General features: G+C 75.3%; 17 protein-coding genes. 8 read left to right on the top strand and 9 right to left on the bottom strand.

The window, feature by feature from the left end:
• Positions 1–22: 22 nt before the first annotated feature.
• Both ABEA53_RS02045 and ABEA53_RS02040 read right to left on the bottom strand, forming a co-directional pair.
• Entirely contained in the window at positions 23–2,956 is a 2,934-nt protein-coding gene (locus ABEA53_RS02045) for a UPF0182 family membrane protein (RefSeq protein ID WP_345479258.1), read from the bottom strand.
• On the bottom strand, positions 2,953–4,071 hold the full coding sequence (locus tag ABEA53_RS02040) for a YlbL family protein (protein WP_345479257.1): 1,119 nt from the start codon (positions 4,069–4,071) through the stop codon (positions 2,953–2,955). The genes ABEA53_RS02045 and ABEA53_RS02040 overlap by 4 nt, the downstream gene beginning before the upstream one ends.
• A gap of 20 nt (positions 4,072–4,091) precedes the next feature.
• On the opposite strand from ABEA53_RS02040, the gene ABEA53_RS02035 reads away from it, so the two are divergent.
• The gene (locus ABEA53_RS02035; protein WP_345479255.1) at positions 4,092–5,453 is read left to right on the top strand and encodes a zinc-dependent metalloprotease; all 1,362 of its coding nucleotides are present in this window, start codon (positions 4,092–4,094) and stop codon (positions 5,451–5,453) included.
• Positions 5,454–6,284: 831 nt separating this feature from the next.
• Here ABEA53_RS02035 and ABEA53_RS02030 read toward each other — a convergent pair.
• A complete protein-coding gene (locus ABEA53_RS02030; protein WP_345479254.1) occupies positions 6,285–8,063 on the bottom strand; it encodes an ATP-dependent helicase in 1,779 nt (592 codons plus the stop codon).
• Complete coding sequence (nudC, locus tag ABEA53_RS02025) at positions 8,060–8,998, bottom strand: NAD(+) diphosphatase (protein ID WP_345479253.1); 939 nt, start codon at positions 8,996–8,998, stop codon at positions 8,060–8,062. Before nudC ends, ABEA53_RS02030 begins: the two co-directional genes overlap by 4 nt.
• A gap of 80 nt (positions 8,999–9,078) precedes the next feature.
• On the opposite strand from nudC, the gene ABEA53_RS02020 reads away from it, so the two are divergent.
• Complete coding sequence (locus ABEA53_RS02020; protein WP_345479252.1) at positions 9,079–10,146, top strand: phosphotransferase; 1,068 nt, start codon at positions 9,079–9,081, stop codon at positions 10,144–10,146.
• On the opposite strand, the gene ABEA53_RS02015 is transcribed toward ABEA53_RS02020, so the two are convergent.
• Both ABEA53_RS02015 and ABEA53_RS02010 read right to left on the bottom strand, forming a co-directional pair.
• Entirely contained in the window at positions 10,077–13,298 is a 3,222-nt protein-coding gene (locus ABEA53_RS02015; RefSeq protein ID WP_345479251.1) for an ATP-dependent helicase, read from the bottom strand. The two genes, ABEA53_RS02020 and ABEA53_RS02015, sit on opposite strands and share 70 nt — an antisense overlap.
• Positions 13,291–16,338 (bottom strand): PD-(D/E)XK nuclease family protein, encoded by a 3,048-nt coding sequence (locus ABEA53_RS02010; protein WP_345479250.1) that lies wholly within the window; start codon positions 16,336–16,338, stop codon positions 13,291–13,293. Before ABEA53_RS02010 ends, ABEA53_RS02015 begins: the two co-directional genes overlap by 8 nt.
• Before the next feature lie 172 nt (positions 16,339–16,510).
• On the opposite strand from ABEA53_RS02010, the gene ABEA53_RS02005 reads away from it, so the two are divergent.
• Together ABEA53_RS02005 and ABEA53_RS02000 are read left to right on the top strand one after the other, a co-directional pair.
• Positions 16,511–16,735 (top strand): DUF3107 domain-containing protein, encoded by a 225-nt coding sequence (locus ABEA53_RS02005; RefSeq protein ID WP_345479249.1) that lies wholly within the window; start codon positions 16,511–16,513, stop codon positions 16,733–16,735.
• Position 16,736: 1 nt separating this feature from the next.
• Positions 16,737–17,018: a hypothetical protein gene (locus ABEA53_RS02000; protein WP_345479248.1), complete on the top strand. Its 282-nt coding sequence runs from the start codon at positions 16,737–16,739 to the stop codon at positions 17,016–17,018.
• A 154-nt stretch (positions 17,019–17,172) separates the two neighbouring features.
• On the opposite strand, the gene ABEA53_RS01995 is transcribed toward ABEA53_RS02000, so the two are convergent.
• A complete protein-coding gene (locus tag ABEA53_RS01995) occupies positions 17,173–17,892 on the bottom strand; it encodes a ferritin-like fold-containing protein (RefSeq protein WP_345479247.1) in 720 nt (239 codons plus the stop codon).
• Between the two features lie 169 nt (positions 17,893–18,061).
• Here ABEA53_RS01995 and ABEA53_RS01990 point away from each other — a divergent pair, with 169 nt between their 5' ends.
• Together ABEA53_RS01990 and ABEA53_RS01985 are read left to right on the top strand one after the other, a co-directional pair.
• Positions 18,062–19,618, top strand: a complete 1,557-nt coding sequence (locus ABEA53_RS01990; RefSeq protein WP_345479246.1) for a DEAD/DEAH box helicase — start codon at positions 18,062–18,064, stop codon at positions 19,616–19,618.
• Between the two features lie 105 nt (positions 19,619–19,723).
• Positions 19,724–20,386, top strand: coding sequence for a GNAT family N-acetyltransferase (locus tag ABEA53_RS01985; protein ID WP_345479245.1), 663 nt, complete (start codon positions 19,724–19,726; stop codon positions 20,384–20,386).
• 19 nt (positions 20,387–20,405) lie between these two features.
• Here ABEA53_RS01985 and ABEA53_RS01980 read toward each other — a convergent pair whose 3' ends face one another.
• Positions 20,406–21,263, bottom strand: coding sequence for a PHP domain-containing protein (locus tag ABEA53_RS01980; protein ID WP_425550582.1), 858 nt, complete (start codon positions 21,261–21,263; stop codon positions 20,406–20,408).
• Between the two features lie 78 nt (positions 21,264–21,341).
• Between ABEA53_RS01980 and ABEA53_RS01975 the strand changes: the two genes are divergently transcribed.
• Positions 21,342–22,388, top strand: a complete 1,047-nt coding sequence (locus ABEA53_RS01975; protein WP_345479244.1) for an endonuclease/exonuclease/phosphatase family protein — start codon at positions 21,342–21,344, stop codon at positions 22,386–22,388.
• Positions 22,389–22,443: 55 nt separating this feature from the next.
• A complete protein-coding gene (locus ABEA53_RS01970; RefSeq protein WP_345479243.1) occupies positions 22,444–22,989 on the top strand; it encodes a hypothetical protein in 546 nt (181 codons plus the stop codon).
• Positions 22,990–22,996: 7 nt separating this feature from the next.
• On the opposite strand, the gene ABEA53_RS01965 is transcribed toward ABEA53_RS01970, so the two are convergent.
• Positions 22,997–23,779, bottom strand: coding sequence for a phosphotransferase (locus tag ABEA53_RS01965; RefSeq protein WP_345479242.1), 783 nt, complete (start codon positions 23,777–23,779; stop codon positions 22,997–22,999).
• Between the last annotated feature and the right edge of the window lie 58 nt (positions 23,780–23,837).

Raw genomic sequence — 23,837 nt, 5'->3', positions numbered from 1 at the left:
GGCCGTCGGACGCCCGGGTGGATCAGCCCTCCGCCGCGAGTGCCGCCTCGATGGCGGACTGCAGCTTCCGGTCGGCCTGCGCCGCGGCGACGAGGTCGTTGCTCGAGTAGGCCTTCTCCCGGTCCGCGAGCGCCTGCTTGGCGTCCGCGAGCGCCTTCTGCAGCGCGGCGTTGTCCGCCGAGCCGCTGCTCGAGCCGCCCGTGGAGCCGCCGTTCGACCCGGAGCCGCTGTCGGTCCCCGACCCAGCGGAGCTGCCCCCGTCGTTGCTCGAGTCCGGGGTGTCGGCGCCGGAGTCGCCGCCGAACAGCGTGTTCAGCGACTGGTCGAGGGTGTCCTCGAACGCCACCTTCGTGCCGAAGGAGGTGAGCACCTTCCGCAGCAGCGGGTAGGTGGAGCCGGTCGCCGAGCGCACGTACACGGGCTCGACGTAGAGCAGGCCGCCGCCGACGGGGATCGTCAGCAGGTTGCCCGGCACCACGCTCGAGCCGCCCGTGCCGCCGATGTTCAGCAGGTTGAGCTGCGACTTGATCGTCGGGTCGGACTGGAACTGGTTCTGCACCTGCGTCGGCCCGGACACCACCGTGTCGCGCGGCAGCACGAGCAGCCGCAGCTTGCCGTAGTCCGCGCGCTTCTGCCCCTGCGTCCCGCCGGCGTCGGCGTCGACCGCGAGGTAGCCCGTGAGCACGCCCCGCGACTCCGAGGTGTTCGACCCCGGGATGTAGGTGGAGTAGAGGGAGAACGTCGGATCGTCCTGCCCCGGCAGCTGCATCGTCAGGTAGTACGGCGGCTGCTGCGACGAGTTGTCCGTGTCCGTCGCGGAGGACGGGTCCGGCGGCGTGCGCCACGAGTCGTCCCCGCGGTACCAGGAGGTCGGGTCGGTCACGTGGTAGCGGCCGAGGATCGCGCGCTGCACCCGGAACATGTCCTCCGGGTACCGCACGTGGCTCATCAGCTCGCTGCTGATCTCCGCCAGCGGCCGCACCGTGGAGGGGAAGACGCTGCGCCAGGCCTTCAGCACCGGGTCGGTGTCGTCCCACGCGTAGAGCACGACCTTGCCGCTGTACGCGTCGACCGTCGCCTTGACGGAGTTGCGGATGTAGTTGATCTGGTCCGTCGCGTACGTGGCGGCCGAGTTCGAGCCCGTGTTGGACAGCGCCTGCGAGAGGCTCTCGCTGCTCGAGTACGGGTACGTCGTCGAGGTCGTGTAGCCGTCGACGACCCAGACGATCCGCCCGTTCACGACGGACGGGTACGGGTCGGAGTCGAGGGTCAGGTACGGGGCGACCTTCTGCACGCGGGTGAGCGGGTTGCGGTCGTAGAGGATCTGCGACTTCTCGTTCACGGCGTTCGACAGCAGGATCTGGTCGGAGGAGAACTTCAGCGCGTAGACGACCCGGTTGAACAGGTTGCCGATGCTCGGCCCGCCGTCCGCGCTGTACGTCGTGTTGTGCTGCGTGCCGTCCGCGTCGTTGCCGCTGACGTAGTCGAGCTCGATCGGCCTGGTGCCCTTCGGGGCGCCCACGACGGAGAAGGGCGGCGAGTTCTCGCCGAAGTAGATGCCCGGCGTCTGGATGTCGAGCGGCCCCTTGGAGGGGATGTTCGACTCGAAGAAGGACGGGGCGCCGTCGCTCGTGCGCTGGTTGCCGTAGGCGGCGACGAGCCCGTAGCCGTGCGTGTAGACGAACGTGTTGTTGAAGGCCGACGGGTTGGTGAGACCGGACTGGTTGAGCTCGCGCACGGCGACGACCGCGTCCTGCGAGGTGCCGTCGATCGAGTACCGGTCGACGTCGAGGTACGCCGGGAACTTGTAGTACTGCTTGAACTGCTGGAACTGCCCGAAGGTCGGCGAGACCACGCTCGGGTCGATGATCCGGATGTTCGCGGTCGTCTGCGCGTCGGAGCGCAACGCCCCCTCCTGCGCCGTCGTCTTGGCGTTGTAGGGGATCTGCTGCACGCCCTTGACGTCGTAGGCGTCCTGCGTGGCCGAGATGGCGTTCGTGATGTAGTTCCGCTCGAGCGCGCCCTCGTTCGGCTTGACCTGCAGGTTCCACATCCCCCAGGGGAAGACGGAGCCCACGATGATCGAGGCGACGACGAGCAGCCCCGTGCCGACGAGCGGCAGCCGCCAGCGGCCGATGATCGCGGTGACCACGAAGAGCGCGGCGACGAGCAGCGCGCAGACCGCGAGGATCAGCCGGCCCGGGATGACCGCGTTCGCGTCGGCGTAGCCGGCGCCGGTGAAGAGGCCGCCCGTGCTGCCCTCGTAGAGGGTCGTGAACTGGTCGAGGTAGAGGCTGATCGCCTGCAGCACGAGGAAGACCGCGACCGTGACCGCGACCTGGATGCGCGCGGAGCGGGAGACCCGCACGTCGCGGCCGACGATGCGGATGCCGCCGTAGAGGTAGTTCGTGGCGAGCGCCGCGAGCGTGCACACGACGAGCACCGCGGAGGCGAAGCCGACGATGCCGTGCAGCGCGGGGAGGGTGAAGAGGTAGAAGCCGACGTCGAGCCCGAAGACCGGATCCTTCCTGCCGACCGTGGTGCCGTGCAGCAGCAGGAGGATCGGCTGCCAGCGCGCGGCGGCGGAGACGCCGGCGAACAGGCCGATCACGATCGGGGCGCCGATCATCACGACGCGGCGGAGCGGCTCGATGACTTGCTGGTAGCGGTCGAGCTGCGCGGTCAGCTTCGCGTACACCGGCCGCAGCCGATAGGCGAGCTGGATGGTCAGGATCACGGGCACGGCCATCGCGAGGAACCCGACCGCGAACAGGCTCGCGATCGTCAACCACTCCGTGTACAGCACGCTCGAGAAGCCGAGCTGGCCGAACCAGAGGGCGTCGGTGTAGAGCCCTGCGAACAGGAAGAACCCGATGAGGAGGACCACCACAACGCCCAAGGTGATCGCGAGTGCCGCGCGTCGACGTCGTGCCGGCGCTGCTGGAGGCGTCGTCACCCGGGCGAGCCTACCGTCGCCGCGCACGTCGGCAGGCCCGCCGCGGACCCCTGATCACGCACGTGTTCGAGCGTCTCAATGGCGCCGGAGAGGGTGGTCACAGGAACCACATCGAGGCCGCTCGGGATGTGGCCGACGACCTCGTCGCAGTTCGCCTTCGGCGCGAGGAACAGCGTCGCCCCGGCGGCGCGCGCCGCGGCCATCTTCTGCACGATGCCGCCGATCGCGCCCACCTGGCCGTCGCCGCAGATCGTGCCGGTGCCCGCCACGTGGCGGCCGCCGGTGATCGCGCCGGGGGTGAGCTTGTCGACGATGCCGAGCGCGAACATCATCCCGGCGGACGGCCCGCCCACGTCCTCGATGCGCAGCCGCACCGGGAAGGGGGGCGTGATCTTCGCGGAGGTGGAGACGCCGAGCAGCGGCCGGGTGCCGCCCGATCCGTCGGCCACGCGCTTCGGCACCACGCGGACGGTGCGGGAGGCGCCGTCGCGGGTCACCACGACGGACGCGGCGGAGACGCCGTGCTGCAGCACCGCGTTCTGCAGCGAGCACGAGTCGCCGATCGCCTCCCCGTCGTAGGAGGTGACGACGTCGCCCCTGCGCAGGGACCCCGCGGCCGCGGAGCCGGGCTGCACGGTGCCGATGGTGACGCGCCCGTTCACGTCGTAGCCGAGCTGCGTGAGCGCGGCGGCGACCGCGCTGCTCTGCGATCCCGTCATCTCGTCCGCGCTCTCGCGCTCCGCCTGCTGCTGCGTCTGCCCGCTGGGGAAGACCGCCTCCAGCGGGATGACCGCCTTGTGCGGGTCGAGCCACGCCTCCGCGAGGTCGAGCCAGGACGGTCCGCCGGTCACCGAGCCGAGCACGGACACGGTCAGCAGGTCGAGCCGCCCGGACGTCGGATACGTCCGCTTGTCGGCGATCGAGATCAGCGGCGCCTCGTCCTTGCCGCTGCCGCTCGAACCGAGGGTGTCGAACACCGGGCCGGGCTGCTCGACCGCGTAGGGCGACGGGAGCAGGGCGACGACGAGGACCAGCGCGACCGCCGCGGCTCCGAGGATCGTGCCGATCGCGGGTCGGATGTGCGCGCCCAGCGAACGGGACCGTGGAGCCTGCATGGAGCGCCTAGCGTAAACGCATGGCGGATGAGCCCGACGACGCGGCCGAACCGGACCTGCAGGAGATGCTGCGCCGGATGATGGCGGGCGGCGGCGCCCCCGACACCGCGGCGCTCGCGAAGGCGATGGGGCTGCCCGGCGGCGCCGCGGGCCTCGAGCAGCTGATGGCGCAGCTGCGCCAGGCGATGCAGAACCCGGACGGGCGCATCGACTGGTCGATCGCCACGGACCAGGCGATCGCCGCGGCGGGCGCGGGCTCGCTGTCCGCCACCGACCAGCAGCTGACGGAGGTGCAGCAGGCGTTCTCCGTAGCCGGGCTGTGGCTCGACGAGTCGACGGTGTTCGACACGCTCGCGGAGGCGCCCGGCGCCCTGACCCGCACGCAGTGGATCCGGGCGACCATGCCGTTCTGGGTGCAGCTCGCCGAGCCGGTCGCCCAGCGCATCGCGGAGTCGCTCACCAGCGTCTTCACCGACCAGATCCCGCCCGAGATCGCGGGTGAGCTCGCGGCGCGGGTGCCCGACGCGGGCCGCATGCTCAAGCAGGTCTGCGGCACGATCTTCGCCGCGCAGCTCGGCGCGGTCGTCGGCGGTCTCGCGGCGGACGTGGTGTCCGGCGGCGACGTCGGCGTCCCCCTCCTGCCCGACGGCAAGGCCGCGCTGCTGCCGCAGAACCTCGCCGCCTTCGGCGAGGGCCTCGACATCGACCAGCAGCAGATCGCGCTGTACCTCGCGGTGCGCGAGCTGGCGCACGCGCGCCTGTTCCGCCACGCGCGCTGGCTGCGGCTCGGCCTCACGAGCACGATCGGCGACTTCTCCCGCGACCTCGGCGTCGACATCGACCAGGTGCAGCGGTTCGCGGAGGGCTTCGACCCCACCGACACCGAGCGGCTGCGGGAGGCGTTCTCCTCCGGCGAGCTGATCCCGCCGAAGAGCGCGGCGCAGGAGGCGGCGCTCGCGCGGCTCGAGACGATGCTCGCCCTCGTCGAGGGCTGGGTCGACGTCGTCACCGCGGACGCGACCGCGCGGCTGCCGAAGTCGGGCGCGATCGCCGAGACCGTGCGGCGCCGCCGCGCCACGGGCGGCCCGGGCGAGCAGGCCTTCGCGACGCTGGTCGGCCTGGAGCTGCGGCCGCGCCGGCTGCGCGAGGCCACCGCCATGTGGCGGACCGTCACCGACGCGCTCGGCGCCGCCGGCCGCGACGCGCTCTGGTCGCACCCGGACCTGCTGCCGAGCGCGGCCGACATCGACGACCCGGCCGCGCTGGTCGCCCGGCTCACCGCGCCCGAGGCGCCGCAGGACGACGTCGACCGCGAGATCGAGGCGATGCTCCGCGGCGACGCCCCGAGCACGCCCGACGAGGACGACCCGCCCGTCGTCTGATGGCCTCGGAAGCGCGAGCGCTTCCGAGGCCGTGCCGCTTCGCGAGCCCTGAACGGGCTCGCGAAGCGGCGGTCGCCGGCCTGCCGCCGGCTTGTGGAGAGCGCGACGCACGAGGGCGGGCGGTTCGGCAACATCCCGGCGTGCTCCGCATCGACCCCGCCGCGCCGCCGCTCTGGCGGACGCCCGACAGCCTGCAGTTCGGCCATGATCCGGCGCTCGCCCGCCTCGACGACGTGCCGCCCGGTGCGGAGCACGTGATCCACGCCCTCGCGCTCGGGACCGACCGGCGTGCGCTCGAGACGACGGCCTCCCGGGCGGGCATCGAGGACCTGGACGCCCTGCTCGCCCGGCTCGACCCGGTGCTGCTGCACGGGGCGCCCGAGCCGCGGCCGCTCGCGGTGGCCGTGGAGGGCCCGCAGGACCTCGCCGCCCTGCTCACGCCGTGGTTCGCGCCGCCCTCGGGCGACGGCCGGACCGTCGTGCTCGTCGCCGCGCACCACCTCGTGCCGCCCGCGGCGACCGTGCGGCACCTCGCCGAGGACGTGCCGCACCTCGCCGTCGTGTTCGACGACCAGGCCGCGGTCGTCGGCCCCTACGTCGTGCCCGGGCGGACGCCGTGCCTCCGCTGCGCGGAGGAGCACCGGCTCGAGGACCCGGCCCGTCGGGCGATCGCCGCGCAGCTGCTGCGCCGCGGCCCGTCGCGGACCGCGACGTCCCTCCGGACCCGCCTGACCGCGTGCGCCTCGATCGCCGACGCGCTCGACGCGCTGCGGGACACCGGCGCGACCGGACTCGAGGGCGCCGCCCTGCGCATCGCTCCCGACGGGACGGTCAGCCGCGAGCCGCGACCCTGGCACGAGCGGTGCTCGTGCCGACGGGCGGACGGACCTGCACCGACGGCCCCAGCTCCGCGAGGAACCGCGACGGCCGCCGCTCCCCCGGCCTCGGCGCCGCCGACCGCGCCCACGACAGCCGCAGCCGGTCCTTCGCCCGCGTGACCCCGACGTAGAGCAGCCGCCGCTCCTCCTCCACCTCCGCCTGCGTCGTCGCGTAGGAGATCGGCAGCAGCCCCTCCGAGACGCCGACCATGAACACGACGGGCCACTCGAGGCCCTTCGCGGCGTGGAGGGTGAGCACCGAGACCGCACCGACCGGCGGCTCGTGCTGCGCCGCTGCGCGCTCCGCGAGCTCGGCGACGAAGGCGGGCAGCGTCGTGCCCGCGGGCGCCTGCTCGGCGAGGGTGCCGAGCGCGTCGAGCAGCTCCCACCGCGTGCGCTGCTCCCCCGGCCCCTGCGGCGCGTGGTGCGTGTGGCCGAGCTGGCGGAGGGCGTCGCTCACCGACTTGACCAGCGGCTCCTCGAGCCGGGCGAGCACGGCCGCGCGCAGCAGCTCGACGGCCTTCCGCACGATCGGCTGCTCGAAGTAGCGGGTCGCCCGGCCCGTCGTGACCGGGACGCCGGCGGCCGCGAACGCCTGCTCGAGCACGGCCGCCTGCGCGTTGATCCGCACCAGCACGGCGATGTCGGCGGGCGGCGTGCCGCCCGCGATCTGGGCGGCGACCGCCTGCGCGACGCCCGCGGCCTCGTCGGCGTCGTCCGCGTAGTCGCGCACGGCGAGCGCCGGCTCGCGGGGATCGGCGGCGCGGCGCACCGCGGTCAGCGTGAGCGCGCCGCGGCGCCCGGTCATCAGCGCGTTCGCCGCCTTCACGACGCCGTCGACCGACCGGTAGTTGTGCTCGAGGCGCACCACGGAGGCGCCCGGCCGCTCGCCGAAGCGCAGCAGGTACTCGTTCTGCGCACCCGCGAAGGAGTAGATCGTCTGGCTCGCGTCGCCGACGACGCACACGTCGGTGTGGTCGCCGAGCCACGCCTCCAGCAGGTGCTGCTGGGCGGGCGAGACGTCCTGGTACTCGTCGACGGTGAAGAAGCGGTACTGCTCCCGCACCTCGTTCGCGACCTCGGGCTCGGACTCGATCATCCCGGTCGTGGCGAGCAGCACGTCCTCGAAGTCGAGCATCCGCTGCTCGTCCTTGATCGTCTCGTACCGCTCCTGCAGCGTCACCATCGCGTCGACGTCGAGGCCCTCGGGCATCGGCCGGTCGAGCGCCACGGCGGCGTAGCGCTCGTAGCCCATCGCGGCCGTCTTGCGGTACTCGATCTCCGCCGCGGCGTCCTTCAGCGCGGCCGTGCCGAGCCGCATCCGGAGGCCCTCCGCGGCGCGGGCGACGAGCCGCGCCTTGCTGTCCAGCAGGGAGGGGGCCGGCGAGCCCATGAGCTGCGGCCAGAAGTGGTTGAGCTGCGCCAGCGCGGCCGAGTGGAAGGTCCGCGCGGCGATGCCGGGCGCGCCGAGCGACGCGAGCCGCGCGCGCAGCTCGGCGGCCGCTCGGGTGGTGAAGGTCAGCGCCATGACGCGCTTCGGCGGGTACACGCCGGACGCGACGCCGTAGGCGATGCGGTGCGTGATCGTGCGGGTCTTGCCCGTGCCGGCGCCCGCGAGCACGCAGACCGAGCCGGTGAGCGCCTCCGCCGCCGCCCGCTGCTGCTCGTCGAGCGCGTCGAGCAGCGCCTCCGGATCGGGCACCGCGAGGCCCGTCGGTCCGGCGTCGATCACCAGTCGCCCTCCAGGCGACCGCCGTACCAGTGCTCGATGATCGCGCGGGCGATGGAGGTGCGGCCCGGCAGCAGCAGCTCGGTGCCCGCCGCCCGCCGCAGGTCCTCGCGGCTCCACCAGCGGGCCTCGCGGATCTCCTCGCCGTCGGGCTGCAGCACGACGTCGCCGTCGTCCACCGTCCGGGCGAGGAAGCCGACCATCACGCTCGCGGGGAACGGCCAGGGCTGCGAGCCGAGGTACTCGCAGGCGCCGACCACCACGCCGACCTCCTCCTGCACCTCGCGGCGCACGGCCATCTCGAACGACTCCCCCGGCTCCACGAACCCGGCGAGCACGGACACGCGCCGCTCGGGCCACGCCTGGTTGCGCGCGAGCAGCAGGCGGTCCCGGCCGTCGACGACGCCCATGATCACGGCCGAGTCGGTGCGCGGGAAGACGTGCTCGCCGCTCGACTCCTGGTCGAAGCCCTCGGGGTGGCGCACCCAGCCGCCGCGGCCCGGCTTCGTCGGCACCCCCGTGCGCGGCGAGAAGCCGGCGACGCGGTGCCAGTTGGCGAGGCCGAGCAGCTCGGCGAAGAGGCCCGCGTCCCGCGCCGTCAACCGGGCGCCGTCGAGCCGCAGGTCCGCCCACTCGCCCTCGACCGGCGGCTCGTCGTAGACCGCGCCGAGCACGGCGGTGCCGGCGGGCGGGTCCCCCGCCTCGGTGGTGCGTCCCAGGTAGAGGAGCAGGCCGGGCTGCGGGAGCGTGCCGGGCTGCACGAGCGCGAGGCCCGAGCCGTCCGCGGTCAGCAGCGCCCGACCGGCCGAGAGCACGGCGACGCGGGACGCCGGATCGGCCCAGGCGTCCTCGAGCATGCCGGGCTTGTCGCGCGAGACCGCGTCCCGGTCGAGCGTGCTGCGGGACAGCGGCAGGGAGTCGCTGAAACCTTCGGGCATGACGGCGCCACCTCTCCTCCGGCGCGGACACGCCGATGCCGCCGGAGCCGGAGCAGGCCCCCCGACCTAGCCTGGTCGGCATGGCCAGGCACCGCTTCACCCTAGCCGCGCTGGCGACGCTGGCCGTTCCCGGCCTGGACGTCGCCGTGACGCGGACGTTCACGGGCGGCGGCGAGGGCCAGCACGACGCGGCGCTGCTCACCGACCGCGACGGCGACCACCTGGTGGTCCGCGCGCCGGTCGACGCCGCGTCGGCCGCCCGGCTCACCGCCGAGGTGGCCGTCCTGGGCGTCCTGACCCCCGGCGTCCGCGCCCGCCTGCCGTTCGCCGTGCCGGCCGGGCGCGGCGTGCTGCCCTCGCCGCACGCCGTCGTCACCACCTACCTGCCGGGCGTGCGGCTGCAGCCCGCCCTCGTCGCCGCCGACGGCGCGCTCGCCGCCTCCATCGGCCGCGCGATCGCCGCGATCCACGAGCTGCCGACCGGCGTCGTGGCCGAGGCCGGGCTGCCCGTCGCGACCGCCGCCGACTGCGTGCGCGGGGTGGAGGAGCTGATCGGCCGCGCGGACTCGACCGGCGAGGTGCCGCTCGAGCTCGTGAACCGGTGGTCGGCCGCCGCGGCCGATCCGGCCCTCTGGCGGTTCCGCCCGAGCGTGGTGCACGGCGGGCTCGCCGCGGAGAGCCTCCTCGTGAGCCCCAAGGAGGACCCGGACCACCGCGTGACCGGCGTGCTCGGCTGGTCCGGGCTGCAGGTCGCGGACCCCGCCCGCGACCTCGCCTGGGTGCTCGGCCTGCCCGCGACCGGTGCGGCCGGCACCGTGCTCGACACCTACGCGATGGTGCGCGGCCGGGACGCGGATCCCGACATCGCCCGCCGAGCGCTGCTCTACGCGGAGCTCGAGATCGCCCGCTGGCTGCTGCACGGCGTCGACCGGGACGACGCGGGCATCGCCGCCGACGCGGCGCAGATGCTGGAGGCGCTGCTCGCGTCGGTGCTCGAGGGCACCGCCGGCACCCTCGCCGGCGAACGCGGTCCGACCCTGACGGTCACCGAGGTCGAGCGGATGCTCGACGCCCGCCGTCAGCGCGCGGCGAGCGCGTCGCGGGCGCCGCTCGCGGCCCAGGCCTCCCGCAGCTCCTCGGGCGAGTAGACCCGCTGCGGGCGCACGACCAGGTCGTGCGCCACGTAGTAGAACGCCGCGTCGATCGTCTCGGGGTCGATGCCCTCGCGCGTCGCGTAGGCGTAGCGGTAGAGCGCGAGCTGGAACTGCCGCAGGTCGGCGTCGGCCTTCGACGACGGCGGCCGGCCCGTCTTCCAGTCGACGATCTCGATGCGGCCGTTCCGCCGGTAGACCGCGTCGATCTTGCAGACGAGGATCCGGCCCTCGAACGGCACCTGGATCTCGGTCTCGACCTCGAGCGGCTCCAGGCCGCCCCACTCGCTCGCCTCGAAGGTCCGCTGCAGCACGTCGAGCCCGGGCACGTCGTCGTCCGCCTCCACCGCGTCGTCCCGCTCGGACCGGCCCGCGTCGACCAGCTCCGCGGTCGCGGGCACGCCCGCCCGCCGCTCGACCCACGCGTGGAACACGGTGCCGAGCCGCGTCGCGCGGAAGGGGCGCTCGGGCATCGGCCGCCGGACCGCGTCGACGACCGCGTCGAGGTCGTCGACGAAGTCCTTGAACCGGGAGGCGGGGATGCGGTCGGGCAGGACCGTCCGGCCGCCGGCGGCGCGGCGGGCCCGCTCCGCGAGCAGCACCTCGACCGAGCGCGCCCAGCGTCCGCCGTCGCCCTCGGCGCCCGCCACCGCCTCCGCCGCCGCCTGCACGGCGGCACGGCGGTTCGACAACGGGTCGGCGGGCCAGATCAGCTGCTCCGGCGGGGCGCCCTCCGGCCGTTCCTCGTGCACCGACGCCTCGGGGGGCGGCGGCACCACGCCCGCCTCGGCGACGTCGAGCAGGAACGGCGACGCGGCCCGGGCGCTGCGCTGGCCGCCCCAGAACGATCCGGACAGCAGCAGGCGGTGCCGGGCGCGGGTCACGGCGACGTAGGCGAGCCGCCGCTCCTCGGCGAGCAGCATCGCCTTGACCTCCTCCTTGAAGTCCTTCAGCGCGACCTTCAGCGCCTTCCGGTCCTCGAGCGCGCGCCAGTCGAGCACCGGCAGCTCGTCGGCGTCGCCGCGGAAGGCGTACGGGAGCACGCCCGCGGTCAGCCAGCCCTTGCTGCTCTGCGGCTTCGACGGCAGCTCGTCGGCCACGAGCCGCGGCACGGCGACGAGGTCCCACTCGAGGCCCTTGGAGCCGTGGACCGTGAGCACCTGCACCGTGCCGGCCTCGGGCGGCTCGCTGCGTGGCGACAGGTCCTCCTTCTGCTCGGCGGTCTGCAGCCAGCCGAGGAAGCCGCCGAGCGTCGCGGACTCGGACACCGCGAGGTAGCCGGCGAGCGCCTCGTCGAACGCCTCGAGCGGCGCGGGCCCGAGCCGGCGCTCGTTCGCGGCCACCTCGATGTCGAGGCCGAGCGTCTCGAGCACGAGCCGCACGAAGCCGGGCAGGTCGCCGCCCGACCGCGTGCGCAGGCCGCGGAACAGCGCGCCCGCCTCGCGCAGCCGGACGAGGCCCTCCTCGCTGAACCCGGCGATCGCGCTGTGCCCGCCCCGCCGCGCGAGGAAGTCGAGGGCGTCGACGATCGAGGCGCTCTCCCCCTCCGCCAGCGAGCGGTCGAAGGCGGCCGCGACGGCTGGCTCGAGCCGCTGCTCCGCCGGGTCGTGGCGCTCGAGCCAGCGCGCGAGGTGCTGCAGCGCCGCGAGGTCCGCGGGGCCGATGCGCCACCGCCCGCCGGCGAGCAGCCGGACGAGCTCGGGGCCCGCCTGGGCGTCGTGCACGACGCGGAGCGCGGCGACGAGGTCCATCACCTCGGGCTCGAGCAGCAGCCCGCCGACGCCGAGCACGTGGTACGGCACGCCCGCGCGGCGGAACGCGGCCAGGAACTCGGGCAGCGTGCGGCGGGCGCGTACGAGGAGCGCCGCCGACGGCGGTCGGGACGCCGCCTCGAGCGCGCGGGCGAACCAGGCCGCGACCGCGTCCGCCTCCTCCGCGAGGGTCTCGGGGAACACCGAGTCGACCTCGTGCTCGGAGGCGGTCGGCGACGGGTCCAGGGTGCCGACGGGCACCCGGGACGCGGCGGTCAGCGGCCGCGCGATCGCGTTCGCCGCGGCCAGGATGCGGGTGCCGTTGCGCCAGCTGGTGCTCAGCGCGTGCACGGCGACCTCCGCGTCGCCGCCGAAGTCGCGCGCGAAGCCGTCGAGGTTCGCCGCGGAGGCCCCGCGCCAGCCGTAGATCGACTGGTGCGGATCGCCGACCGCCATCACCGCGCCGCCGGCGAACAGGCGGGCGAGCAGCCGCGTCTGCACGACGGAGGTGTCCTGGTACTCGTCGAGCAGCACGACGCGGTGGCGACTGCGGAGCAGCTGCACGACGTCGGGCGCGGCGGCCGTGATGTCGAGGGCCAGCGACACCTGGTCGCTGTACTGGACGGCGCCGATCGTGCGCTTGGCGGCACGGAACGCCTCCGCGAGCCGCAGCAGGACCGGGAGCGTCCGCGCGGGCACGAGCGCCTCGTCGACGTCGCCCTGGTACGCGCTGCGGCCGCCCCAGGGCAGCGCCTCGATCGCCGCGCCGTACGCCGCAGCCATCGCGTCGACCGCGACCGGGTCGGCCGCGTGCTCGCCCAGCCCGTTGGCGGTGTCGAGGACGAGCTGCGTGATGCGGTCGACCCCGAGGTCGAGCGCGGCCAGGCCGGGGTCGTCGGACTCGACGACGATGCGCCGGGCGAGCTGCCAGGCGGACGCCTCACCGAGCACGACGCCCTCGGAGTCGCGGCCGATCCGCACGGCGTGGTCGCGGTACAGCCCGTTCGCGAACGCGTTGTAGGTGGAGACGACGGGCGGGTCGAAGGGGTCGTAGTCCTCCGCGAGCCCCGCGGCGGCGAGCATCGCGAGCCGTTCCCGGATGCGCTCGGCCAGCTCGGACGCGGCCTTGCGCGTGAACGTGAGCCCGAGGATCTCCGCGGCGTGCACCCGGCGGTTCGCGAGCAGCCAGAGCACCCGCATCGCCATCGTCTCGGTCTTGCCGCTGCCGGCGCCCGCGACCACGAGCGCAGGGCCGAGCGGCGCCTCGATGATGGCGCGTTGCTGCGGGGTCGGAGCGGGCTTGCGCAGCCGCTCCGCGATCTCCAGCGCGGAGACGGTCCTCGACGGGTCCGCCGTCCGCGCCGCATCGGCCGTCCGGTCCTCCTGCACGTCAACCACCGCACACCTCCGGCACCCGCAGCAGCATCGGGCGGTAGGGGCTCGAGCCGAACCGCACCTGCGGCTCGACCGGCCCAGGGAACTCGGCGGCCGCCATGCCCTCGGCCGCGACGGCCAGCCGGGAGCGGAAGGTCGCCGCCGCCTCGTCGTCGAGCGCCTGCTGAGCGAGCAGCGCGTAGGGCTCCTTGCCCTTCTGCCGCACGAACAGCAGGGCCGCGCCGCCGCTCTGCGCCTCGGTGTCGATGCCCTCGACGACCCCGGCCTGGACGGCGAGCTGGTAGACGCCCAGCTGCGCGTGGCGGGCCGTCTCGGGGCCCGATGGACGGGTCGACCCGGTCTTCAGGTCGACCACGCGGACGCGCCCGTCGGGATCGCGCTCGACGCGGTCGATGGTGCCGGTCGCGAGCGCCCGGCCGACCGGGAACTCGAACTTCGTCTCCCCGCCGAGCAGCACGGTGCCCGCCGACTGCGCGTCGCGCAGGTAGCGGGAGATCGACACGATCATCCGGTCGGCCAGGCGGCGCTCGCGCCCCTCGATCCAGTCCGCCTCGAAGTCGAGCTCGCGCCAGCGGCCCTCGAGCGCGGCGAGCAGCGAGGCCTCGTCCGGCGTCTGCGCCGTCTCGAGCACCCAGTGCAGCATCGTGCCGATCGCGCCCGCCAGCATCGGCTCCCCGCCCGCGACCCGCTCGAGGAACCAGTCGAGCGGCGACTCCTCGAACCGCTCGAGCTTCGACGGCGAGACGCGCACGGGCTGCTCGGGGTCGGGCACGAGCGGCTGGTCGGTCGTCACGGTCGCGAGCCCCCACCAGGAGGCGGGCGCCGCGCCGGGCACGTCGGCGCGGGCGAGCCGGGCGAGGGCGGCGGCGGCGTCCGCGCGCTCCCGGTCCCCGCCGGTGACGGCCGTCCGGCGCAGCAGCCCGACGAGCGGCCGCAGCGCGTTGGGGGCGGTGGCCGCGGCGTCGGGCGCGGGGCCGTCCGCGAGCCCGAACAGCACGCTCGGCGCCTCGTCGTCGTTCGCGACCGCGGCGAGCAGCAGCGCCGACCGCGCGCGGGAGGCGGCGAGCGCGAACAGCCGCAGCTCGTCGGACAGCACGCCGCGCCGCTCGTCGACCGCGGTCGCCGGCACGGCCCGCCCGTCGAGCTCGGCGACGAGCTCGCCGAGGGCGAGCAGCGATCCCCGCGGGCGGAGGTTCGGCCAGACGCCCTCCTGCAGGCCGGCGAGCACGACGGTGTCGAACTCCTGCCCGGCGACGCCCACCGGGGTGGTGACGAGCACGCCGTCGCGCAGGCCCCGCGGCGCGAGCGAGTCGTCCGCGACGTCGGCCTCGAGCTGCGCGGCGAGGAAGCCGGCGGCGGGGTCGGTCGGTCCGCGTTCGGCGGCGCGCGCCGCGGCGGCGAACAGGGCCACGACGTCGTCGAGGTCCCGGTTCGCCTCGGCGGCGACGAGACCGGCACCGAGCGCCCGCTCGCGCCAGACGCTCGCGAGGCCGCTCGCGTCCCAGACGTGCCAGAGCAGGTCCTCGGCCGACGCGCCGGCGGCGTCGAGCTCTCGGACCTCCTGCATCGTCTGCGCGAGCCGGGCGGCGCGGCGCACGTGCGGGCTGTCGATGGTCGCGAGGCGGGCGGGCGCGGTGAGCGCGTCGACCACCAGCTCGCCGGCGCTGCGGGCGCCGCCGCCGCCGAGCTCCTCGACGCGGAGCGCGAGCCGGAGGCGCCGGAGCGCGAGCCGGTCGAGCCCGCAGAACGGCCCGGTGACCAGCTCGGCCGCCGTCTCGGGCGTGAGGGGCTGCAGGCCGAGCGCGACCGCGACGACCCCGAGCAGGGCGCGGGGCGCCCGCTCCCCCGCGTCGCCGGCGGTGCCCGCCGTGATCGCGGGGACCCCGGCGATCTCGAGGGCGCGCGCGAGCGGCTCCACCAGCGCGCCGGACCGCACGACGACCGCCTGCTCGCGGAACGGCACGTCGTGCTCCAGGTGCCGGTCGCGCAGGAGGTGCGCGACGCGCGCGGCGAGGGCGCCGGGGCCGTCGGCCTCCACGGACAGCACGGGCAGCCCGCCCGGCCGCGCGGTCGCGAGACGCTGCGGGCCGGCGAGCGCCGTGCCGATGCGCTCCGTCACCTTCGTGACGAACCGCCGGACCGTCTCGGGGTGGCGGTGCACCGTGCGCAGCACGATCCGCGCGGGCGCCTCGATGCCGAACCGCTGCTCGAACCGGCCGAGCAGGTCGGGCTCGCCGCCGCGGAAGGTGTCCGCGGCGACGTCCGGGTCGCCGAACGCGACGATCGCGCAGCCGCGGGCGGCGAGCGCGGCGAGCAGCCCCACCGCGGACTCGCCGAGGTCCTGCATGTCGTCGACCACCACCAGCCGGAGGCGACCGGCCGTCTCGCCGGGGCGGCCCTGCAGCACGGCGGCCGTGGCGAGGGCCACGAGCTCGGCGGAGTCGAAGGCGTCGGGCTGCAGGGCGGGCAGCACCTCGAGGTACTCCCGCCAGAAGTCGGCGGCGGCGCGCCACTCGTCGCGGCCCCGCTGCTCCCCCAGCGCCGCGAGCTCCGGCCACTCGACGTCGCGCTCGGTGCACCGGGCGAAGAGCTCGCGCAGCTCGCCGCGGAAGGCGCGGGTGCCGCGGGCCTCCTCCCCGAGCCGGTCCGGCCACGCGGTCCCGCCCTCCGCGAGCAGCTGGCCGATGACGCGGTCCTGCTCGCCGCCCGAGAGCAGCACCGGGGCGTCCCGGCCGTCCGCCGCCGCGTCCCGGCGGGCGATGTCGAAGGCCAGCGACGCGGCCGTGCGGGCCAGCGGGGCGGACACGGGCCGGCCGACCTCGAGCAGCAGGCGGTCGCGGAGGCGCGAGGCCTGCGTGCGCCGGGGTGCGAGCACCAGCACCTGGTCCGCCTCGAGCCGCCCGCTGCGCACGCGGTCGGCGACGAGCGCGACCGCCGTCGTGGTCCGGCCGGTGCCCGGTGCCCCGAGCACGACCGCGGAGGCGCCGTCGGGCAGCGCCAGCACCGCCTGCTGGTCGGCGTCGAGGGGAGGGAGACCGGGCACAGCGCAGACGGTAGGGCGAGGGACCGACACCGCAGCGGAGGGGGCGTGTCCGCTCAGCGCGGACGCGCATGGTCCACGGCGGGCGTCTTGGGATACTGGGCGCAGGCCGGTCGGTGACCGGCCGCGACGCAGGACTCCGCCACGCGCGGAGCACGAGAAAGGGGGCGGCCTCGTGGAGGTGCGCATCGGGATCCAGAACTCCGGCCGGGAGCTCGCGTTCGAGAGCGCGGAGTCGCCCGCCGCCGTGCAGAAGACCATCGGCGACGCGATCGAGAAGCAGTCGACGCACTTCACCCTGACGGACGAGAACGGCCGCCTGTACCTCGTGCCGACGGCGTCGCTCGCCTACGTCGAGGTCGGCAGCGAGCGCACGCGGCGCGTCGGCTTCGTCGCCTGACGTGCAGCTGATCTACGCCGAGACGGTGGCGCTCGTGCTCGGCCTCGCCGCGCACGCGGTGCTGCCGCGTCGCGCGCTGACCGGCGTGCTGCTGCTGCCGGCGGTCGCGGGCGCGGCGTGCGCGATCGTCTGGACGGGGCTGACCTGGGCGCGCGTGGAGCAGGGCGGTGCGGCCATGTGGCTCGCGTCGCTGCTCGCCGCGGTCCTCTCGTCGGTCGCCGTCGGCGTGCTGGTCCGCGGCGCGCGGCAGCGCCGCGACGACGAGCGGCTCGCGAGGGCCTGACCACCGCTCCGCCCGAGAAGGGCCGATCTCCTGACGGGAGGTCGGCCCTTCCTCGTGGTCCGGGCGGACCGCGCGCCCGCTCCGTGCCGGAGCGCGTGCAGCGCTCCGAAGGAGCACAGGCTGCGATCCGCTCGCCGGATCGCGGACCATCGGTTCAGGCCGTGAGGCCGAGGCGGTCCATGCGCCGGGTGTGCGCGGCGATGAGGTCGTTCAGCACCGGCTCGATGCGGCGCTCCTCCGTGGTGGCCGGCAGACCGGCGTCGTCGCGCACGTCGTCGAGCGCGGAGCGGGCCACGAGCAGGGTGTCTCCGACGATGCGCCTGCCCCACAGCGCGAGGCGCGACCCGAGGCGCTTATCCGCGGCGAGCCCCTGCTGCAGCACGCCCACGAGCACGTCGTGCCCGATGTCGCGCTCGAGCACCTCGGCGACGCGGCCGCCCGCAGGGCCCGGCAGCCCGGCGGCGAGACCCGCGAAGAAGTCGTCGAGCAGCCCCGCGGAGAGGTGCAGCGTCAGCACCGACTCGTGCCAGCCGGACTCCGCGAGGCGGCGCCGGTAGCGGTCGATGTCGGCCGTGAAGGGGTGCATCGCGGCCGCGGAGGCGATGCCGCGGTCCTCCAGCATGGAGGAGAGCTCGGTGTGCTGCTCGAGCACGGCCGCGGCCACCCGGGTGATCGCCTCCCGGTCGCCCAGGTCCGTCGCGCGGCCGGCGACGGCGGAGGCGGACTCGAACAGCGCGAGCTTCAGGTAGGCGACCCGGCCGAGCAGCGCGTCGGTGTCGGGCCGAAGGTCCGGCAGCGCGACCCGGTCGACCCTGCGGGCGGCCCCGCGGCGCGGACGGGGCACAGCAGGGCGCCGTCGTCCCAGTCGGATCACCCGCCAAGCATATTGGCAGCGGGGTAGGATGCCCCTCGGAGTCCGCCGTGGTGCGGCTCCGACCGCGCCGGTCAGGAACGAATGATGTCGGCGCACCCGCGCGATCCGTTCCGAGATCCGCGCCGACGTCCGCGCAGTCGCGCGCCGAACCGACAGGCACATCCCTCTTTTGACATTCGCAGAACTCGGCATCGAGCAGGACCTGGTCGACGCGCTCGCCGGTCACGGCATCCTCGAGCCGTTCCCCATCCAGGCCCAGACCATCCCGCTCGGCCTCTCCGGCCAGGACATCATCGGCCAGGCCAAGACCGGCACCGGCAAGACCCTCGGCTTCGGCCTCCCGATCATCCAGCGCCTCGGGCACGACCCGGAGCCGGGCGTGAAGGTGCTCGTCGTCGTCCCCACCCGCGAGCTGTGCGTGCAGGTCGCCGAGGACCTCGTGATGGCGACCGCCAACCGGCCCACCACCGTCGCCGCGATCTACGGCGGCAAGGCGTACGAGGGCCAGATCGAGGCCCTGAAGGCCGGCGCCCAGATCATCGTCGGCACGCCCGGCCGCCTGCTCGACCTCGCCGGGCAGCGCCTCATCTCCTTCGCCGACGTGCGCGAGATGGTGCTCGACGAGGCCGACAAGATGCTCGACCTCGGGTTCCTGCCCGACATCGAGAAGCTGTTCGCGCAGACCCCGCCGGCCCGCCACACGATGCTGTTCTCCGCGACGATGCCCGGCGCGATCGTCGCGCTGGCGCGCCGCTTCATGAACCGCCCGGTGCACATCCGCGCGACGGACCCCGACGAGGGCCTCACGCAGGCCAACATCGAGCACCTCGTCTACCGCGCCCACTCGCTGGACAAGGACGAGGTCATCGCCCGCATCCTGCAGGCCGAGGGCCGCGGCAAGACCGTGATCTTCACGCGCACGAAGCGCGCCGCCGCGCGCCTGCAGGAGGAGCTCACGGACCGCGGCTTCGACGCCGCCGCCGTGCACGGCGACCTCGGCCAGGACCAGCGCGAGCGGGCGATGCAGTCGTTCCGCGCCGGCAAGAAGGACGTGCTCATCGCCACCGACGTCGCCGCGCGCGGCATCGACGTCGACGACGTGACGCACGTGATCAACCACACGATCCCGGAGGACGCGGACGCGTACCTGCACCGCGCGGGCCGCACCGGCCGCGCCGGGCGCACCGGCATCGCCGTGACGTTCGTCGACTGGGACGACCTGCACAAGTGGGCGCTCATCGACAAGGCGCTCGAGTTCAACAAGCCGGAGCCGGTCGAGACCTACTCCTCCTCCCCGCACCTGTACGAGGAGCTGCGCATCCCCGCCGGCACGAAGGGCCGGCTGCCTCGCACCGCCGGCGCGTCGAAGCCCGCCCAGGAGGCGGCGCCCAAGGAGTCCGCGCAGCCGGCCCAGGACGGCGAGGCCCGCTCCGGCCGGTCCCGCTCCCGCACGCGCCGCCGCTCCGGCGGCTCCGCGGGCGAGCAGTCCGCCCCGGTGCAGGGCGGCGAGGCGGAGCGCGCCCCGCGCGAGCGCCCGGCCGCCGACGGCACCGGCGACCAGGGTCAGGACGGCGCCGCGCACGAGGTCACCGCGAACGAGGGCTCTGCCCACGAGGGCTCTGCCCACGAGGAGCATGTCCCGGGCTCCGGCACGCACGACGGCTCGGGCAACCCGCGGCGTCGCCGCCGCCGTCGCGGCCCCCGCCCGGCGACCCCCTCCGCCTGATCCCCGGCCCTGCAGCGGGCGTCGTCCCGCTGCAGGGCCAGATCCCGCGTCGGCGCGCGCCGCGGCGCGGGAGGACCGGTGTCGTCAGGCCGATACGATCGCCGCATGCCGACCCCGTCCGACGTCGACATCTGGCCGCTGCTCGGTGTCCGCATCATCGTGTCCGACATCGAGCTCGCCCCGGTCGACGACCGCACCGCGCTCGACCTCGGCCGGCTCGCCGCGAGCGGCATCCACGGCAACTTCCTGCCGTTCACGACGCCGTGGACGCGCGGCAGCGAGACGGAGGTCGCGCGGAACGTGTTCCGCTACCAGTCCCGCCTCCGCCACGACATGTCGCCGGAGCACTGGTCGCTCGAGTTCGCCGCCCGCCTCGACCACACGCTGATCGGCGTGCAGAGCCTCGAGGCCGAGCGCTTCCCGACCACCCGGTCCGCGGAGAGCGGCTCCTGGCTCGGGCAGGCGTGGCAGGGCAAGGGCATCGGCACGCTGAACCGCATCGCGATCCTCACGCTCGCCTTCGAGGGCCTCGGCGCGGCGGAGGTGACCACCTCCGCGTGGGCCGACAACGTCGCCTCGAACGCCGTCACCCGCAAGCTCGGCTACGAGCCGAACGGCGAGGAGCGCCTCGACCGCGAGGGCAGGGTCACGGTGCAGAAGCGCTTCCGCATGTCCCGCGAGATGTGGGAGGCGCGGGGCACCGACCTGCGCCCGCACGTGCAGCTCGAGGGCGTCGACGCCCTGCGGGAGTGGCTCGGGATCGACTGATCCGGCAGGGCTCGCGGGCTCAGGGCAGGACGGGGACCGTGCCGGTGCCCTGCTCGAGGATCGCGTCGACGACCTCGGGCGCGGTGGTGCGCTGACCGATCCGGTTCGGCTTGCCCGAGCCGTGGTAGTCGCTCGAGCCCGTGACGGGCAGGGAGAAGCGCGCCGCGAGCCGCGCGGCGACCCGCCCGCCGTCGGGCGTGTTCTCCGGATGGTCGGCCTCGATGCCGAACAGGCCGGCCTCGACCAGCTCGGCGACGTCCTCGGCCGGGATCACCCAGTCCGCCCGGGTCGCGCCCGGGTGCGCGAGCACCGGCACGCCGCCCGCGGACCGGATCAGCGCGACGCCCGCGGCGGGCGTCGGCGCGTAGTGGGGCTCCACGTACCCGCGGCGCGGGTGCAGCACGCCGGCGAAGGCGGCGGAGCGGTCGGGCTCGATGCCGAGCGCGACGAGCGCGTCCGCGATGTGGGGCCGGCCGACGGTGGCGCCCTGCGCGGTCTGCGCCAGCACGTCGTCCCACGTGACCGGGTAGTCCGCCGCGATGGCGTCGACGATGCGCCGGGCGCGATCGCGGCGGGCGATCCGGATGCGCTCCGTCTCGGCGAGCAGGCCCGAGTCCTGCGGATCGACCAGGTAGCCGAGCACGTGCACGCTGCGCCACCCCGTGCGGGTCGACAGCTCGATGCCGGGGACCAGGCCGACGCCGGTCTCCCGCGCCGTCGCGATCGCGTCCGCCCAGCCGGCGGTCGAGTCGTGATCGGTCAGCGCGAGCCCGGCCAGTCCGGCGAGCGCGGCCTCCGCGACGACGCCGCCCGGCGGCTGCGTGCCGTCGGAGACGGTCGAGTGGGTGTGCAGGTCGAACCGTCCGCGCACCGCCACGCACCCAATCGTAGGAGCGTCCGAAGGACCCGCGAGCCGCGCGGGGCCGCGCGCGCCGGGCACGTAGCGTTGCCGACCGTGTTCCGCCGGATCCTCGCGACCCTCCTGGTCGTCGCGGTGGCGGCCGTGCTCGCGCTCGTCGCCTGGCCCGAGCTGCTGGGCCTGCAGCGGGCGCCGTTCCTCGCCCTCGCCGTCTCGTTCCGCGGCGGCGCCGTCGTCGCGGCCGTCGTGCTCGCCGTCCTGCTCACCGCGGTCGGCCTCGTGCTGCACGGCCCGCAGCGGCTGCTCGGCGCGCTCGCGCTCGTCCTGCTCGCGTTCGCGGTCGCGGTGAGCGGCGTGCAGCTGACCCGCGGCGTCGGCGCGCCCGACGTGCCGGTGGCGCAGCGCTACGACGTGACGGTGCTCAGCTGGAACACGCTCGGCGACTCCGTGCCCGCGCAGGTCATCGCCCGGGCCGCGCGGGAGAACCGCGCGACCGTCGTCGCGCTGCCCGAGACCACGGAGGACCGGGCCCGGCAGGTCGCGCGGCTGCTCGGCGACGACGGCGCCGACTACCGGGTCTTCTCGTCCTCCCAGCAGGAGGGCATCCCCGCCCGGTCCACCTCCCTGCTCGTCTCGACCTCGCTCGGCGAGTACCGCCGCGTCACCGGGATCGGCGACACGCACGACGTGCCGAGCCTGGTGGTGGACGCCGCCGCCGGCCAGAACGCGCCGCGCATCGTCGCCGTGCACACCCTGGCGCCCTACGCGCTCGATCCCGTGGGCTGGCGGGCCGACCTCGCCTGGGCGGCCGCGCGCTGCTCCGAGCGCAACGTGCTGATGGCGGGCGACTTCAACGCGACCCTCGACCACTTCGCCGGGCTGGGGACGCCGGAGGATCAGCGCAGCAGCGGGCCGGGCCGCTCGGGCGGGCAGCTGCGCGCCTGCCGCGACGGCGCGCTCGCCACGGGCAACGCCGCGGTCGGCACGTGGCCGACGAGCATGCCGGGCCTGATCGGCACGCCGATCGATCACGTGCTCGCGACGCCGAACTGGCGCTTCACCGGCTTCCGCGTGCTGTCCGACGAGGACGCCGCCGGCAGCGACCACCGCCCGGTCCTCGCCCGCCTGCGCCCCGCGGGCTGAACGCTCGCCGAGCGCCCGCTTTGCGCATCGCGCCGCCCCCTGGTGGGATTCGGGGGTGAAGGTCGTGCAGCGCGGTTCGTCCGAGCCGGACTCCCTGTTCGCGGTGGTGCTGCCCGGCAGCGGGTACCCCGCCCTGGCGCCGATGCTGCACTGGCCGGCGCGGCTGCTGGCCGCGGCGGGCTGGCGCCTCGCGGTCGTGTCGTGGACCCCGGAGACGGAGGGCGGCTCGGACCCGAGGGCGTTCGTGGAGGGGGTGCTGCAGCGCGCCGCGGGCGACGACGTGCCCGACCTGCTGCTGACGAAGTCGCTGGGCTCGCTCGCCGCGCCCTGGGCGGCCGAGCACGACGTGCCCGGCGTCTGGCTCACCCCGCTGCTGGGCGACCCCGCCGTGCTGGCAGCGCTGCAGGGCATGGACGACCGCTCGATCGCGGTCGGCGGCACGCGCGACTCCCACTGGCGCGCGGGCTCGCTCGAGGAGAGCGAGATCGCCGTGCTGGAGGTGGAGGGCGCCGATCACGCGCTCGAGCTGCCCGACTGGCGCGCGTCGCTGGAGGCGCAGTCGGGCGTGTTCGAGGCGCTCGCGTCGCACCTCGGCGAGTAGCCGGCCGCTACTCGAGCAGGGACCGGTTCCGGCGGGTCCAGTCGATGCGCCGCTGCTGGTCGGCCGCGAAGCCGGCCGCGACCCAGTCCGCGTGGGGCTGCAGCCCGCGGGCCGCGACCGCGACCGTCGCGCGCAGCGTCTCCTCCTGCTCGGCGAGCACCGCGTCGACCAGCCCGTCCGCGGTCGGCAGGCCGTACGCCTCCGCGAACACCCGGATCCGCCGCGGGCGGTCGGGCGGGGCGGGGAAGCCGATGTCCGCCATCGCGTCCTCGTCGCTGCGGAACGGCACGGCGTACTCGAGGGCGTAGGCGACGTCGTGCAGGGCGGGCCGCGGCGCCGCCTGGTCCCAGTCGAGCAGGCCGACGACCTCGTCGCCGCGCCACACGGTGTTCCAGGGGCCGACGTCGCCGTGGGACACGACCTCGCCCGGTCGCAGTGGCCGGTCCGTGGTCATCCAGGCGGCACCGGGCTCGGGCACGTAGTCGCGCACCGCGTCGTGGTAGCGGCGCAGCAGGCGCGCGTACGCCTGCAGCCCCGCCTCCGGGATCACGTTCCGCCACGCCTCCATGCCGCTGACCCCGGCGATGTAGCCCAGGCGCTCGTTGCCGTCGGCGTCCAGCCCGAGGAAGCGGACCGACTCCGCGAAGCCGACCCGTTCGAGGTGCCGCAGCAGGCCCTGCACCGCCGGCGACCACCAGTCGGTGCGCCGCACCACCGCGGACCCGTCGCGCGCGATCACGCGGAGCGAGTCGGAGTCGAACTCCGGGTCGGCGGTGAGTCCAGGAACCACAGGTGAACAGTAGGTGGCCGGGCGGCGGCGCACCGGCCCCGCCGCCCCGTCGGCACAG

This window comes from Amnibacterium soli (assembly GCF_039544415.1).
Classification (GTDB): domain Bacteria; phylum Actinomycetota; class Actinomycetes; order Actinomycetales; family Microbacteriaceae; genus Amnibacterium; species Amnibacterium soli.
This window is presented reverse-complemented; position numbering and strand designations above follow the sequence as displayed.

Excerpts from the sequence above, each read along its gene's own strand:
- nudC (WP_345479253.1), bottom strand. The coding sequence starts at position 8,998 with ATGCCCGAAGGTTTCAGCGACTCCCTGCCGCTGTCCCGCAGCACGCTC.
- ABEA53_RS01985 (WP_345479245.1), top strand. The coding sequence starts at position 19,724 with ATGCCGACCCCGTCCGACGTCGACATCTGGCCGCTGCTCGGTGTCCGC.
- ABEA53_RS02035 (WP_345479255.1), top strand. The coding sequence starts at position 4,092 with ATGGCGGATGAGCCCGACGACGCGGCCGAACCGGACCTGCAGGAGATG.
- ABEA53_RS02040 (WP_345479257.1), bottom strand. The coding sequence starts at position 4,071 with ATGCAGGCTCCACGGTCCCGTTCGCTGGGCGCGCACATCCGACCCGCG.
- ABEA53_RS02020 (WP_345479252.1), top strand. The coding sequence starts at position 9,079 with ATGGCCAGGCACCGCTTCACCCTAGCCGCGCTGGCGACGCTGGCCGTT.